General features: G+C 43.9%; 14 protein-coding genes. All 14 read left to right on the top strand.

What is annotated here, in order from left to right; translation table 11 throughout:
• Positions 1–4: 4 nt before the first annotated feature.
• Positions 5–430, top strand: a complete 426-nt coding sequence (locus tag LVJ86_RS06135; RefSeq protein WP_161796041.1) for a protein YgfX — start codon at positions 5–7, stop codon at positions 428–430.
• Positions 431–472: 42 nt separating this feature from the next.
• The gene (gene folC, locus LVJ86_RS06130; protein ID WP_047760185.1) at positions 473–1,747 is read left to right on the top strand and encodes a bifunctional tetrahydrofolate synthase/dihydrofolate synthase; all 1,275 of its coding nucleotides are present in this window, start codon (positions 473–475) and stop codon (positions 1,745–1,747) included.
• 13 nt (positions 1,748–1,760) lie between these two features.
• Positions 1,761–2,894: an SPOR domain-containing protein gene (locus LVJ86_RS06125; RefSeq protein ID WP_047760184.1), complete on the top strand. Its 1,134-nt coding sequence runs from the start codon at positions 1,761–1,763 to the stop codon at positions 2,892–2,894.
• Positions 2,895–2,898: 4 nt separating this feature from the next.
• Complete coding sequence (locus LVJ86_RS06120; protein WP_047760183.1) at positions 2,899–3,396, top strand: CvpA family protein; 498 nt, start codon at positions 2,899–2,901, stop codon at positions 3,394–3,396.
• Positions 3,397–3,413: 17 nt separating this feature from the next.
• Positions 3,414–4,958 (top strand): amidophosphoribosyltransferase, encoded by a 1,545-nt coding sequence (purF, locus tag LVJ86_RS06115; RefSeq protein WP_047760182.1) that lies wholly within the window; start codon positions 3,414–3,416, stop codon positions 4,956–4,958.
• Positions 4,959–5,145: 187 nt separating this feature from the next.
• The gene (gene metZ, locus LVJ86_RS06110; protein WP_047760181.1) at positions 5,146–6,315 is read left to right on the top strand and encodes an O-succinylhomoserine sulfhydrylase; all 1,170 of its coding nucleotides are present in this window, start codon (positions 5,146–5,148) and stop codon (positions 6,313–6,315) included.
• A 132-nt stretch (positions 6,316–6,447) separates the two neighbouring features.
• Positions 6,448–6,654 carry a DUF2788 domain-containing protein gene (locus tag LVJ86_RS06105; RefSeq protein WP_047760180.1) on the top strand — a complete coding sequence of 69 codons (207 nt, stop codon included), beginning with the start codon at positions 6,448–6,450 and terminating at the stop codon, positions 6,652–6,654.
• 93 nt (positions 6,655–6,747) lie between these two features.
• Complete coding sequence (locus LVJ86_RS06100; RefSeq protein WP_047760179.1) at positions 6,748–7,803, top strand: ABC transporter permease subunit; 1,056 nt, start codon at positions 6,748–6,750, stop codon at positions 7,801–7,803.
• 74 nt (positions 7,804–7,877) lie between these two features.
• Positions 7,878–8,903: an ABC transporter permease gene (locus LVJ86_RS06095; RefSeq protein ID WP_047760178.1), complete on the top strand. Its 1,026-nt coding sequence runs from the start codon at positions 7,878–7,880 to the stop codon at positions 8,901–8,903.
• A gap of 8 nt (positions 8,904–8,911) precedes the next feature.
• Positions 8,912–9,460: a hypothetical protein gene (locus LVJ86_RS06090; RefSeq protein WP_152667025.1), complete on the top strand. Its 549-nt coding sequence runs from the start codon at positions 8,912–8,914 to the stop codon at positions 9,458–9,460.
• Between the two features lie 73 nt (positions 9,461–9,533).
• Entirely contained in the window at positions 9,534–10,484 is a 951-nt protein-coding gene (locus tag LVJ86_RS06085; RefSeq protein ID WP_047760176.1) for a cation diffusion facilitator family transporter, read from the top strand.
• Between the two features lie 127 nt (positions 10,485–10,611).
• Positions 10,612–11,262, top strand: coding sequence for an HAD family hydrolase (locus LVJ86_RS06080; protein WP_047760175.1), 651 nt, complete (start codon positions 10,612–10,614; stop codon positions 11,260–11,262).
• A gap of 626 nt (positions 11,263–11,888) precedes the next feature.
• Positions 11,889–12,191, top strand: coding sequence for an urease subunit gamma (gene ureA / locus LVJ86_RS06075; RefSeq protein WP_047760174.1), 303 nt, complete (start codon positions 11,889–11,891; stop codon positions 12,189–12,191).
• Positions 12,192–12,295: 104 nt separating this feature from the next.
• Positions 12,296–14,344, top strand: a complete 2,049-nt coding sequence (gene ureC, locus LVJ86_RS06070) for an urease subunit alpha (protein ID WP_075968069.1) — start codon at positions 12,296–12,298, stop codon at positions 14,342–14,344.
• Positions 14,345–14,399 lie beyond the last annotated feature (55 nt).

The raw sequence follows: 14,399 nt of genomic DNA, 5'->3' as shown, positions 1-14,399 counted from the left end.
CACTATGATGCAGCCGTTTCAAGCCGTATTCAGGCCTTCTAGAATTACTTGTATGGCGGTTGTATTACTGCATGTGGTTGCGGTAGTGGTTTGTTGCCAGGCCTTTTATGGTTGGATGTGTTGGTTAGGCTTGATTTTATTAATTGCAAGCTTTTATTTTGCATGGAAAAAACAAAGACTATGCGAAAAATCGGCGATACGTAAAATTGCCATTGACGCACAGGGAAGGGCGGCAGTATTTGTCGGTTCCGATGAAACGGCTTTTCAAGCTTCCCTCCGACCGGGAAGTATGGTGACCCGAAAAGCTTTATTTTTGCAATGGGAGACACAAGGCCGGAGATTCAGTCATTGTGTTTTACCTGATATGACAGATGATGAAAGTTACCGCCGTTTGCAAGTTTGGGTACAGTGGGGGCAGAGTGGAAACTAGCACTGCTCAGTATATTTCAGACGGCCTTGAATATTGAAATTTATGAAAACATTAAATGATTGGCTTAGCTATTTGGAAACTGCCCATAGCGCGGGCTTGATTGATATGGGGCTGACCCGGGTAGGCGAGGTAAAAGAGCGAATGGGTTTGGTTCCGGCATGTCCGGTTGTAATCGTGGCCGGCACCAATGGCAAAGGTTCCGTATGTGCTTTTCTTACCCAAATTTATAAGCAGGCCGGTTTTAAAGTCGGCACGCTTACAAGCCCGCATCTTTTAAAATTTAATGAGCGAATTGCTATCGATGGCGAACCTGTAAGTGATGATGTGATTACAGCTTCTTTCGAGCGTATAGAGACGGCAAGAAAAGAAATTTCCCTCACCTATTTTGAATTCAATACACTTGCGGCTGTAGATATTTTTATGTGCGCAAATGTTGATGTTATGGTATTGGAAGTCGGCTTGGGCGGACGTTTGGATGCCGTCAACGTATTTGACGCCGATTGTGCGGTTGTAACGAGCGTAGATTTGGATCACGAAGCTTTCTTAGGCGATACGATAGAGAAGGTCGGGTTTGAAAAGGCAGGCATTTTCCGTGGCGGCAAACCGGCTATTTGCGGACAAAATCCACCGACTGAGTCGTTGCGTCGACATGCACAAGATATTCATGCCGACCTTTTAGTGATTAAGCAGGATTTTGATTTCAGCAAACTAGAACAGCAGCAATGGTCTTTTCATTTCCATCCCGGTGGTGCGGAGGGACAAAAACGCAACCGTAACGCTTTACCGATTCCAGCCTTACGGGGAGCATATCAATTGAATAATGCCGCTTGTGCGTTAGCCGTTATCGAATGCTTGAACCATAAGCTGCCGATTGATATAGGTTCGATTAAGCGGGGCTTATTATTGGTGAATAACCCCGGACGTTTTCAGGTGCTGCCGGGCAGACCATTAGTGATTTTAGATGTGTGTCATAATCCTCATGCGGCTAAAGCATTAAAGCAAGGGCTCATGGCGCTGCCCTTTGCAGAAAACCGTATAGCGGTTTTCAGTATGTTGGCAGATAAAGATATCGATACGGTTTTAGAATTGGTTAAAGAGCAATTTGATTATTGGTATATTGCTCCGCTTAACTTGCCACGTGGTATGTCTACAGAAGCTTTACAAGAAAAAATTCAGACGCACGGTATTGGAAATATAAAAGCTTTTGAAAGCATACAAGCTGCATACCAAGCTGCTTTGGCGGCAGCATCGGAAAATGATAGAATTACCGTTTTCGGCTCTTTTCATACGGTGGCCGAAGTGATGAAAATGTTGTAACAGGAATCCAGGAATGACAAACAACCGCTTCAACCCTTTGAATGACTACGAGCAATTAAAGCGTAAAAACCGACGCCGTTTGGTGGGTGCTTCTGTTTTGGTCGTATTGGCTGGCGGTTTGTTAGCCACCGTACTCAATCAAAACAATACCGATGATGAAACGGTACAGACTGTGAATATGGAAGGTGCAGTTTCTGATATTCAGGCAACCTCGGAAACCGCTCCCGTAATTTCGGTAAATAATCAAACGGCTCTTACAGATGATGCATCTGACTTAGCTCCTTCGGCAGTGTTGGAGCCGGTTCCTGAAGAAGATGGTCGTACTCGGGTAACCGAGTTGGATAATCCTTTGTTGAATCCTCCGGCCGAAAAAGCAGAAAATAATACAACCGATACGACGGATCAAACCGTAACAAAAGAACCATCTGTAGCTGCAGTTGCCAAACCTGCCCCTGCCAAAGCTGAGCTTCCAGCACAGGCTCAAAAATCTGCAATGCCCAAACAAGCTATCGAAGATGCGCCTCCGCCGGTTGTAGTGATCAATAATAAAGCGACTGATGCCCAGATAAATAAAGCCGGAGCAGAAAGAAAAGTCGTAGAACAGCCAGCCATAGCAAAAAATACGGTAAAAAAAGAGCGTGATAGCCAACAGTTGAAAGAAGCCCAAGCTCAACAGTCAAAAAACGCAGAGGCTAAAAAACAGGCGGATTTAAAAAAACAAGCAGAATTGAAAAAACAGGTTGAATTAAAAAAACAGGTTGAAGCGAAGCAGGCGGCACAAAAGCGCCAACAGCAGCAAACAGCTAAAAAACAAGCCGATCAAAAATTAAGTGCACAGCAAATTCTTAATAATCAAGCAGCTAAGAAGTCTCAGTCAACCGCCAATCCCCAAGCAATTTTAGAAGGGCGAAGTGGCGGTGGCCGGGCATTGATTCAGGCAGGTGCATACAGCAGTAGCGCACAGGCCCATCAAATCCAGCAGAAGTTGGCTAATGCGGGAGTAAGCGCTTACATCAGCGAGGCACAAACCAGTAAAGGTACGGTTTATCGAGTGCGTACCGGCAGCTACCCGAGCCGTGATGCAGCCAATCAAGCTCTGGCAAAAATCCGCCAGCAAGGTGTAGACGGAATGGTAATCGGGCAGTAACAATATGGCGGTGTTTGATATATTGGCTTTGGCCGTAGTGGCAATCAGTATGATTGTCTCTATGATACGCGGGGTGATTGCCGAAGTTACTTCTTTGGTGACTTGGATTATTGCTTTTGTCGTGGCAAAAATGTTTGCCGTTCCATTTGCCGAGCTGGCGTTAAGTAGTATCCAACCTCCTGAGTTGGCGGTGGTTGCCGGCTTTATTTTACTTTTTATCGCTGCATGGTTGGTGCAGCATTTTTTACGTTCGCTGCTTACGGCGGCGGTAACTGCCGTAGGTTTGGGGGGGATAAACCGTATCCTCGGCGGTTTGTTTGGGGCGGTAAAGGGCGTTTTGATCGTAACGCTGGTTGTATTAGTTTGTGCCTTTACCGATTTGCCGCAAACAGAAGGTTGGCGGCAGTCATTTAGCGCTGTTTATTTTGAAAGTCTCGCCCAGTTGGCCGTTCCTTATCTTCCACCGTTTATTGGTGGACAGGTGCGGTATCCGACGCTTTAAAATTTGGAGAAAACGCAATGTGTGGTGTATTAGGATTAGTTGCTCATGAGCCGGTTAACCAGTTGCTATATGACGGCTTGCAGATGCTTCAGCATCGGGGACAGGATGCCGCGGGGATTGTAACTGCCGAGGGCAGTATGTTTCATATGCACAAAGGCAAGGGCATGGTGCGTGATGTATTCCGTACCCGCAATATGCGTGATTTGGTCGGCAATGCCGGAATCGCACATGTGCGCTATCCTACGGCGGGAAATGCGGGCAGCAGTGCAGAGGCACAACCGTTTTATGTCAGTTCGCCTTTCGGTATTGTATTGGCGCACAATGGTAATCTTACTAATACCGAGGAACTCTATGAAAGCGTGTGTAATAAACACTTACGTCATATCAACACACGCTCTGACTCAGAAGTATTACTGAACGTATTTGCTCATGAGCTGCGTCGGGAAGTAACGGCGATGGGTGATGCAGTATTGAATGTTGATCATGTTTTTAATGCAGTTTCCCACTTGCATAAACGTGTGCGCGGTGCTTACGGCGTAGTAGCACTGATCGCGGGTTACGGCATGGTGGCATTTCGTGATCCTTTGGGTATCCGTCCGTTGGCACTGGGAACGCATACGGATAACAACGGCAAAACTACTTATTGTGTAGCATCTGAATCTGTTGTGTTTAACAGCTTGGCTTTCCATTTGGAAAGGGATATTGCACCCGGCGAGGCTGTTGTAGTCACTTTTGACGGTAAACTTTATACTAGGCAATGTGCTGAGTCGCCGAAGTTAAGCCCATGTCTTTTTGAATATGTATATTTTGCCCGCCCGGATTCTGTAATAGATGGTGTGTCGGTATACCAAGCCAGGATGAATATGGGCGTGACACTGGCTGAAAAAGTGAAACGCAGTTTGCCACTGGATGATATTGATGTGGTTATGCCGATTCCGGATACCAGCCGCCCGAGTGCGATGGAATTAGCGCACCATTTAGGAAAACCTTACCGTGAGGGATTGATTAAAAACCGTTATATTGGTCGGACTTTTATTATGCCGGGGCAGGCAACCCGTAAAAAATCAGTGCGTCAAAAACTGAATCCCATGAATTGCGAATTTGCAGGAAAGAGCGTTTTATTGGTAGACGACTCTATCGTAAGGGGTACGACCAGCCGTGAAATTGTAGAAATGGCGAGAGATGCTGGGGCACGCAAGGTATATTTTGCTTCGGCGGCTCCCGAAGTGCGTTTTCCGAACGTTTACGGCATTGATATGCCAACGCGGGACGAGTTGATTGCAAATGGCCGTACTGCAGACGAAATTGCCAAAGAAATCAGCGCAGATGGTTGTGTGTTTCAAGATTTGGCCGATTTGGAAGAAGTCGTGCGTGTATTAAATCCGGCAATCGAATCATTTGATACTTCATGTTTTAGCGGCTGCTATCTCACCGGTGATATTGATGAATCTTATTTGCAGAAACTGTCTGCAAGTAAGTCTTCGGTAGCCGCCGCACAAGTGCAACCCAGCCAAGTCGAGCATAGTATACGCATTAGTGATAATGATGACGAAGATGAATAAACATAATATTTCAGACGGCATTCTCAGGCCGGCTGAAAATATTTTTAGTGTATAGTGAAAAGGTTGGAAGAAATAATGCAGTTTAGTATTTTACCGGTTTGATTTGGTATTCGGTAAACTGCCTAGGCTGTGCCGATTTCCTGTTTTAAAGTATGCCAACCGATTATTTTATTGATAGGGCAATATTATGACTAAGCCTTTACATCCGCAAACACTTGCCATTCGCGGTGCCAAAGAGCAAACCGAATTTAATGAACACAATCAGGCTTTATTCATTACCAGTAGTTTTATGTGGGATACGGCAGCTGATGGTGCAGCGGTATTTGCCGGACAGAAAGAGGGTTATACTTACAGTCGTACCGCCAATCCGACTACTGCTGCATTTGCCAAGCGTATCGCTATATTGGAAGCAGGTGAGCAGGCGGTTGCTACTTCAACCGGGATGTCTGCTATTCAGGCGGCATTGCTGACTTTTTTAAGTGCGGGTGATCATTTGGTATGCAGCCGCAGCCTGTTTGGTACGACCATGGGTTTCATCATGAATCATGTTACCCGTTTCGGTATTGAGGTAACTTTGGTTTCGCAAACCGATTTGGCCGAGTGGCGTGCCGCCGTACGCCCTAATACCAAGATGTTTTTCTTAGAAACACCTTCTAACCCTCTGAATGAAGTGGCTGATTTGGAAGCTTTGGCGGATATTGCCCATGCCGCAGGTGCATTATTGGTGGTGGATAACAGTTTCTGTACGCCTGTTTTGCAGCAGCCGCTGCGTTTTGGTGCTGATTTGTCGGTACAGTCCGCAACCAAAGCCATCGATGGGCAGGGGCGGGTGCAAGGAGGGGTGGTGATTGGCAATACCGAGTTGATGAAACAGGTACAGATGTTTATGAACTCTGCCGGTATTTCGATGTCGCCTTTTCATGCTTGGGTATTGTTAAGCGGTGTAGAGACCATGGCGGTGCGTATGCAGGCTCAATGTGAGAATGCCGATAAAATTGCTGCTTGGTTACGCGGGCAGCCGCAAGTGCTTAATGTATACCATGCGGGTTTTGAGGATCATCCTCAGGCCGATTTGGTTCGCAAACAGCAAACTGCAGGCGGTATCGTCGTAGCATTCGAACTGGACGGCGGGCAAGATGCCGCATGGAAAGTTATCGACAGTGTCAATATTTTTTCACGTACGGCCAATTTGGGGGATGTTCGTTCGACCATTACTCATCCGTGGACGACTACACACGGAAGAATGGCCGCCGAAGCCAAATTGGAAGCAGGTATCCGGCCGGGCTTGGTACGTTTATCGGTCGGTTTGGAGTATGCAGACGACCTGATTGAGGATCTGCGCCAGGCCATGGTCTGATACACATATGGCTGGTGGCCCGCTTGTGGCCGTCTGAAAATAGATCGGTAGGTTAGAACCGATAAGTATATGATTTGTTTTACCAGATTTTCATATGAGGTAATAATTTATCGGAAAAAAAGGATGCTAAAAATGGATGAGGCAGTATTTTCGGCATGGGCGCTCAAAATTTGTTTGGGCGTATTAATCGTTTTTTTGGGTTTCATTGTTTGGAATTTGGGTAAAGAATCAAAGGCCGGAAAATTCGGCACCTTTATTTTATTTTTGGTATTGGGATTGGGTGTATTCGGCTTTATCTTTAAAAACGTATTGATTGAATTTTTTATTTTGTCAAAATAAGCCGCAACTATTTAGGCCGTCTGGATCGAATCTTGTGTTCAGACGGCTTTTGTTATCCGGCATAAGTGTATCGGTATATTTAAGGTTGTGGGTATGTGGCATTATATTTTGAAACGCTTGTTGTTGTTGGTTCCTACTTTACTAGGTATTTTGGCAGTTACGTTTGCCATTATCCAATTCGTACCTGGTGGCCCGGTTGAGCAGATGGTACAACAGCTAAGCGGAAACGCTGGCGGTGCAGGAGAAACCGTAACATTTTCCGGGCAAGGGATGAACCATGCCAAAGGAAACTTGAGTAGTGAAGATTTGGCGGCATTAAATGCGTTATATGGTTTCGATAAGCCCCCGTTTACTCGCTTTATCGAGATGGTAGGCCGTTTTATTCGCTTTGATTTGGGTGAAAGCTTTTTTCATCATCAAACTGTATTTGAATTAGTGAAAGAAAAAATGCCTGTTTCAATGAGTTTGGGCTTGTGGACGTTTTTTCTAACTTATCTTATTTGCATTCCATTGGGCATTGCCAAAGCCGTGCGAGACGGCACGCGGTTTGATGCGGCTACCGGCATTGTAATTTTATTGGGCTACACGATTCCTCCCTTTGTATTGGGGCTCGTGTTGCTGGTTTTATTCGGCGGCGGCAGCTTTTTTGCATGGTTTCCGCAGGGTGGGTTGGTGAGTGATAACTGGCAAGGAATGCCGTGGCCGGCGAAAATACAAGATTACCTCTGGCATATGGCTTTACCCGTTACGGCATCTGTGGCAGGTAATCTGGCCTTGATGACGGTATTGACCAAAAACGTATTTCTTGAAGAAATCCGCCGACAATACGTTTATACAGCCCGTGCAAAAGGGCTGCCGGAGCGGCAAATTTTATGGAAGCATGTGTTTCGTAATGCCATGATACCGCTCATTACCGGGTTCCCCGCTGCTTTTATCGGTGCGTTTTTTACAGGCAGCCTTTTAATTGAAACCCTATTCTCACTCGACGGCCTCGGCTTGCTTTCGTATGAGGCGGTGATGAAGCGTGATTATCCTGTTGTGATGGGAACACTGTATATTTTTACATTGATGGGATTGCTGGCAAAATTATTGTCGGATATTTCTTATTCTTGGATAGACCCGCGCATTCATTTCGATGGACAGAAATAAACGTAGGCAGCCAAATATCAATTCATATCGGATAATCAATTTTCAGACGGCATTGGGAAATAAAAACCATATTTATGCAGCCAAATACACCTACAGCCTCAGCATGGCAGGCATTCAAACAACACAAGCGCGGCTGGCTGGCTTTGCGTCTGCTGGCCGCACTTTTCTCAATTTCTTTGCTGGCTCCTCTCTGGAGCAATGATAAGCCTTTATGGATACATTACAACGACCATTATTATTTTCCGTTGTTCCAAACCTATCATGAAACTGTGTTTGGCGGTGATTTTGATACTCCGGCCGACTATCTCGATCCGTTGGTTCGCTACAATATTACTGAAAATGGTAACTATGCCGTATATCTGCCCAACCCGTATGCCGCTAATACTTTAAATGATTTCGATACCGCCCCGGACCCTGCCTCTCCCTCCAAACAACATTGGCTAGGAACTGATGATCGTGGCCGGGATGTATTGGCCCGTTTGGTTTACGGTTTCCGAGATTCTTTATTATTTGCTTTGGCACTGACTGCGATTACTACCGTTATCGGAGTATTGGCCGGGGCGGTGCAAGGTTATTTCGGCGGTAAGGTTGATTTGGTGATGCAGCGCTTTTTGGAAATTTGGGGCGGATTGCCCGAACTTTACCTCTTAATCATCCTGTCTTCGTTTTTTAACCCGAGTTTGTTAGTGTTATTGGTTATATTGGCATTGTTTGGTTGGATGGGGCTTTCGGATTATGTGCGGGCAGAGTTTTTAAAAAACCGCCAGGCTGACTATGTATTAGCCGCCAAGAGTATGGGCGTATCGAATAGATCCATTATGTGGCGGCATATTCTGCCCAATAGTTTGACGCCTGTATTGGCATTTTTGCCGTTTCGTATTTCCGGAGCCGTGCTTGCTTTAACCAGTCTTGATTTCCTCGGATTGGGCGTGCCGGCAAGCCAAGCTAGTTTGGGAGAATTATTGGCACAAGGAAAAGACAATCTTGATGCTTGGTGGATAGGGCTGTCTGCCGTCAGTACGCTTACTTTAATGCTCTTGCTGTTGGTGATGATAGGCGAGGGATTAAGGTATGCATTTGATGTGCGTGCCCGTTCGTAAAAGAGTTTTTGAATAGTTGGGATAATGCTGAAATGGGGCATATGCAAGATAATAATCTAAGTATTCAAAGTATAAAAAATAAAAAAATACAATTTTTTATAGAAGAGCTGGTTGCTTTTGGGATGCAAACATTAATTCTTTTTGTTGTTATTGTTTTGATATCAAATTTTTTTCAAAATAGCACGGAGTTGATTAAATTTTCGGAAAGTAAGTTCGTGTCTATACGCGAATTCTTTTTGACATTATTAGGTACAATTTTTGCCATAGGAATTTTAACAACTATACAAAGATTGGTTGACGATCGTAGTAATTTCTTATCTAAGATTATTGATAATACTTTATTGGAATTTCCTAGAATCATTTATTTGTTTGGAAGTACTTTGGTTGCTGTAACTGCTTCGATTGGCATTTACCTTCTGATAGAGCCTGATGGAGTAAATAACCCGACATTTTTTATTGGGCATTCTTTATTATTTGCAGTGAGTTTTTTTGTCTACGGGATTGCAATAAAGTATTTATTAATTAAAAAAGTTTTTAAAGAGGCGATTTTATTCTGAAAGCGCCCCTCATGTTATCAGCCTGCTTAATCAGGCTATAGAGCATGTATATCACATCATTGAGGCATTTGTTATGGCACATACACACGACCACCATCACGATCATCATACAAATAAGCGGGTTTTGCGCGTATCTTTGGCATTGATTGTTTCTTTTATGTTGGTGGAGTTGGTAGGAGGCCTGCTAACCAATAGTTTGGCTTTGCTGTCTGATGCCGGGCATATGTTTTCGGATGCGGCTGCTTTGGCGTTATCTCTTGCGGCTTTTCACTTTGGCGCACGCGCCGGCAGCAGAAGCAAAACTTTTGGCTACAAGCGGTTTGAAATCTTAGCTGCCGCACTAAATGGAATGACATTGTTATTAATTGCGGTTTGGATTTTTTATGAAGCCGCAGGTAGGTTTAGCCGCCCGCCGGAAATCGCTACTAAGGGTATGTTGGCCATCAGTATTTTGGGGTTGCTGGTTAACCTTTTTGTAGCTTGGTATATGCATAAAGGCGGAGATACTGAAGATAATATCAATATGAAAGGTGCGTATTTGCACGTTTTAGGTGATTTGTTGGGTTCGGTAGGAGCAATTACGGCAGCCATATTAATGATGGCTTTCGGTTGGCAATGGGCCGATCCTTTGGCTAGTGTAGTAGTTGCATTACTGATTGCAAAAAGCGGTTGGGGTATTTTGAAAACAACGGTACATATTTTGATGGAAGGTGTGCCTACGGATGCCGATTATGATGAAGTTGCTGCGTTGATTGCTGAAACAGAAGGTGTCGAAGCTGTACATGATTTGCATATTTGGACCATTACCAGCGGTATACATGCGTTGTCTTGCCATATTGTTGTGAACGGTGATTTACATGTGAGCGAGGCCGAGCAGATTGTAAATGAACTTACCTACCGTTTGCAGCATAAAAATATCAGCCACGTGACGGTACAGACGGAAAGTCGGGCACATAATCACGGAGATCATTTGTTATGTGACATAGGCGATATCCATCGCGGGCACCATCATCATGCGCATTAATAAGCGTTTGGTTATGTATTGCTATTTAAGATATGTGTGATTGCTCCTTGTTTTTCCGTTAATTCTGCTAAAATAAAGGCCGTCTGAAATATTTTTCAGACGGCCTGATAAATAATAGAAAGCAGCCATGAACACACAAGCCGTTTTATTTGATTTGGATGGAACTTTAGCCGATACCGCATTAGATTTGGGCGGCGCACTCAATACATTACTTAGGCGGTACGGGCTGCCGGAAAAAAATATGACTGAAATCCGCCCGGTTGCGAGCCATGGGGCCAGGGGCTTGATTTTCTTAGGGGCGAGTATCGGTAAGGATCATCCGGATTACACCCAGTGGCGGCAAGAATATTTGGCGGAATACGAACGCTGCTTTGACTGTGATACCGTATTATTCGAAGGCATTAATGATTTGATTTGTGTATTGGATCAAGCAGGGATCAAATGGGGCATTATTACTAATAAACCGCATACATTTACCCATCGTTTGGTACCCAAGCTCGGCTTTGCCGTGCCGCCGGCAGTTGTGGTAAGCGGTGATACGTGTACGGAAGCCAAGCCTAGCACAAAGCCAATGTACTACGCCTGCCAACAAATTGGCGTTTCACCGGAGCATTGTATTTATGTAGGCGATGCGGAGCGGGATATGCAGGCTGGGCAAGATGCCGGTATGCGTACGGTATTGGTGGATTGGGGATATATTGCGGAAAACGATGATACCGAATCTTGGTTATATGACTACCGAATTCGTCAGCCTATGGATTTATTGGCTTATCTGTAATTCATTCTTGTATGTAAATCAGGCCGTCTAAAAATAATTTTCAGACGGCTTAAGGCAAATTTTCTGATTTTATAGCTTGTATAAAATTAGCCACTAGTGGCTTTAATGATTTTATTCAACTTTTGTTTGTTACATGTTCAGTTTGATGAATAACAGATTATTCGACATTTTACCTATATTTCGTTAATGTTTTGTTTTTTTTAATACTTCAAGCATGTTGCTTCATTATCTTCATTTAAACCGTTAATCAAATCTTCGAAGTGCCATACCTGCTTCATGCACGGTAAGCTTGAAGCAAATTCTCAAATATAGTTTATATATTACATTTCAGAATACCATGACTCTCAGCTATACCTGAGCGCACTGATAGCTCGGGCCGTGGTCTCATATCATTTTGTCGGTGACGGTTAAGCCGCATAAATACATAGTTCTAGATTTTGATAATGCCGTTGCCATATTTTTGCTTTTGTGTTGAATAATTTGTAAAATTGTTGACAATTTTTGTGTGATTGTAGACAATCGATTCAGGTATTCGATATTTAAGATGTCTGTTTAATTTTTTTATTAATTTTATTTATAAAATTAATAAATTTTACTTATATTTAAAATGTAATAAGGATATTGATATGCATCTGACTGCTCGAGAGCAAGAAAAACTTCTTCTATTTCTTGCTGGAGAATTAGCCGCTAAGCGCAAAGCTCGTGGGGTGAAATTAAATTACCCTGAAACAATTGCGTATATTTCGTCGCATTTACAAGAAGCTGCTCGTGATGGTATGTGCGTGGCACAGCTGATGGAATACGGTACTACCTTATTAGGAGTAGATGATGTAATGGAAGGAATTGCAGAAATGGTACATGAGGTTCAAATTGAAGCAACTTTTCCTGATGGTACTAAGCTGGTTACTGTACATCAGCCTATCCGTTAAGTAGTTATGGCAATCAAGTGTTTTGTGCTTGGTTGGTCACTCTATACACTATATTATCCTTTTCGACCTATTTGGATAGTCTTAAAGTAAAGGAAGATGAATATATGAATCCTGGAGAGTATTTTCCGGCTTCAACTGATATTGCTGCCAATGTGAATCGTGAAACCCGTATTTTAGAAGTAGCGAATATCGGTGATCGCCCGATACAGGTAGGCTCGCATTTTCATTTTTATGAAACCAATTCAGCACTTAAATTTGACCGAGTTCAAGCTAAAGGTTTCCGTCTGAATATTCCTAGTGGTAACGCTATACGTTTTGAACCGGGCGAGCGTAAAACTGTTGAGCTTGTTGCATTCGGGGGGCGGCAAAATATTCATGGTTTTCAAAATCTCATAAATAAAACAGTAAGAGTAGATAATCCGATTAGCGGTGCCACGCTGACTATCCCAAGGATTCAATATTTGACTACTTATGGCCCAACTGTTGGTGATAAGGTGCGTTTAGGCGATACCAATCTGTTTGCTACGGTTGAGCGTGATTTACTGACTTATGGCGAAGAGTGTAAATTTGGTGGCGGTAAATCGGTACGGGACGGAATGGCGCAATCTGCTACTGAGCCACGCACTAATAATAATGTACTCGACTTTGCCATTACCAATGTACTTATTATTGATCATAGCGGCATTATTAAAGCCGATATTGGTATTCGTGACGGTAAAATTGTTGGGATAGGCCAAGCCGGTAATCCCGATACAATGGATGGGGTTACCCCAAATATGATTATCGGTGCGGCTACCGAAGTGCATAATGGTGCTCACCTGATTGCTACTGCCGGTGGTATAGATACACATATTCATAATATTTGCCCACAACAAATTTATCATGCGATTGAAAGTGGTATCACTACCATGATTGGTGGTGGCACCGGTCCTGCTGACGGTACCAATGCAACTACCGTTACTTCTGGGGCTTGGAACTTGCAACGTATGTTGCAGGCTGCTGATGGTTATCCGGTAAATTTGGGTTTTTTCGGTAAAGGCAACTGCGCTTCTACAGAGCCTTTACGCGAACAAATCCGTGCAGGTGCATTGGGTTTGAAGATTCATGAAGACTGGGGGGCGACTGCTGCAGTTATCGATGCCAGCCTGAAGGTGGCGGATGAGATGGATATTCAAGTTGCTATTCATACCGATACACTCAATGAGGGTGGTTTTTTGGAAGATACGATAAAGGCCATTGATGGTCGTGTCATGCATACATTCCATACTGAAGGTGCAGGAGGGGGACATGCACCCGATATTATCAAAGCTGCTATGTATCCCAATATTTTGCCAGCTTCTACTAATCCAACGCGCCCGTTCACAATCAATACAATTGATGAGCATCTCGATATGTTGATGGTTTGTCATCATCTTGATAAGCATATTCCAGAAGATATCGCCTTTGCTGATTCTCGTATACGACCAGAAACGATTGCTGCCGAAGATATTTTGCATGATATGGGTGTGTTTTCCATTATGAGCTCCGATTCACAAGCAATGGGGAGAGTGGCTGAGGTGATTATTCGCACCTGGCAAACCGCCGATAAAATGAAACAACAGCGCGGTGTATTACCGGAGGATGTTGATGGTAGTGATAATTTCCGTATTAAACGCTATATCGCAAAATATACCATCAATCCGGCTATTGCTCATGGTATTAGCCAATATGTTGGTTCGATTGAGGTAGGCAAAATGGCAGATATCGTATTATGGAAGCCAGCATTTTTCGGGGTGAAACCTGAAATGATTATTAAAAATGGCTTCATCAGCTATGCGCGAATGGGTGACCCTAATGCCAGTATTCCCACACCGCAACCTGTAGTTTACCGCCCTATGTTTGGCGCACAGGGCAAAGCGGTAGAGCAAACGGCAGTATTGTTTGTTTCTCAAGCTGCTGTTGAGGCTGATATCCGTACACAGTATGGTTTGAATAAACAAACATTACCAGTACATGGTTGTCGAGATATTGGAAAAAAAGACTTGATTCATAATAATGCCACTCCGGAAATTACGGTTGACCCGGAACGTTATGAAGTGCGCGTTGAGGGTGAATTGGTAACTTGTGAGCCAGCCGGCAAGTTACCATTAGCACAACGCTATTTCCTATTTTAATTGTTTTTTAAGGCTAAGCTGCTTTGGTGATATATCCCTGCCTGAATTTGTGCTT

This window comes from Neisseria arctica, assembly GCF_022870905.1.
Taxonomy (GTDB): domain Bacteria; phylum Pseudomonadota; class Gammaproteobacteria; order Burkholderiales; family Neisseriaceae; genus Neisseria; species Neisseria arctica.
The sequence above is the reverse complement of the archived record's forward strand: the minus strand, read 5'-3'. Positions and strand labels throughout refer to the sequence as shown.

What these genes read in the sequence shown, in the direction of transcription:
- LVJ86_RS06135 (WP_161796041.1), top strand. Translation starts at nt 5, where the DNA reads ATGATGCAGCCGTTTCAAGCCGTATTCAGGCCTTCTAGAATTACTTGT.
- folC (WP_047760185.1), top strand. Translation starts at nt 473, where the DNA reads ATGAAAACATTAAATGATTGGCTTAGCTATTTGGAAACTGCCCATAGC.
- LVJ86_RS06125 (WP_047760184.1), top strand. Translation starts at nt 1,761, where the DNA reads ATGACAAACAACCGCTTCAACCCTTTGAATGACTACGAGCAATTAAAG.
- LVJ86_RS06120 (WP_047760183.1), top strand. Translation starts at nt 2,899, where the DNA reads ATGGCGGTGTTTGATATATTGGCTTTGGCCGTAGTGGCAATCAGTATG.
- purF (WP_047760182.1), top strand. Translation starts at nt 3,414, where the DNA reads ATGTGTGGTGTATTAGGATTAGTTGCTCATGAGCCGGTTAACCAGTTG.
- metZ (WP_047760181.1), top strand. Translation starts at nt 5,146, where the DNA reads ATGACTAAGCCTTTACATCCGCAAACACTTGCCATTCGCGGTGCCAAA.
- LVJ86_RS06105 (WP_047760180.1), top strand. Translation starts at nt 6,448, where the DNA reads ATGGATGAGGCAGTATTTTCGGCATGGGCGCTCAAAATTTGTTTGGGC.
- LVJ86_RS06100 (WP_047760179.1), top strand. Translation starts at nt 6,748, where the DNA reads ATGTGGCATTATATTTTGAAACGCTTGTTGTTGTTGGTTCCTACTTTA.
- LVJ86_RS06095 (WP_047760178.1), top strand. Translation starts at nt 7,878, where the DNA reads ATGCAGCCAAATACACCTACAGCCTCAGCATGGCAGGCATTCAAACAA.
- LVJ86_RS06085 (WP_047760176.1), top strand. Translation starts at nt 9,534, where the DNA reads ATGGCACATACACACGACCACCATCACGATCATCATACAAATAAGCGG.
- LVJ86_RS06080 (WP_047760175.1), top strand. Translation starts at nt 10,612, where the DNA reads ATGAACACACAAGCCGTTTTATTTGATTTGGATGGAACTTTAGCCGAT.
- ureA (WP_047760174.1), top strand. Translation starts at nt 11,889, where the DNA reads ATGCATCTGACTGCTCGAGAGCAAGAAAAACTTCTTCTATTTCTTGCT.
- ureC (WP_075968069.1), top strand. Translation starts at nt 12,296, where the DNA reads ATGAATCCTGGAGAGTATTTTCCGGCTTCAACTGATATTGCTGCCAAT.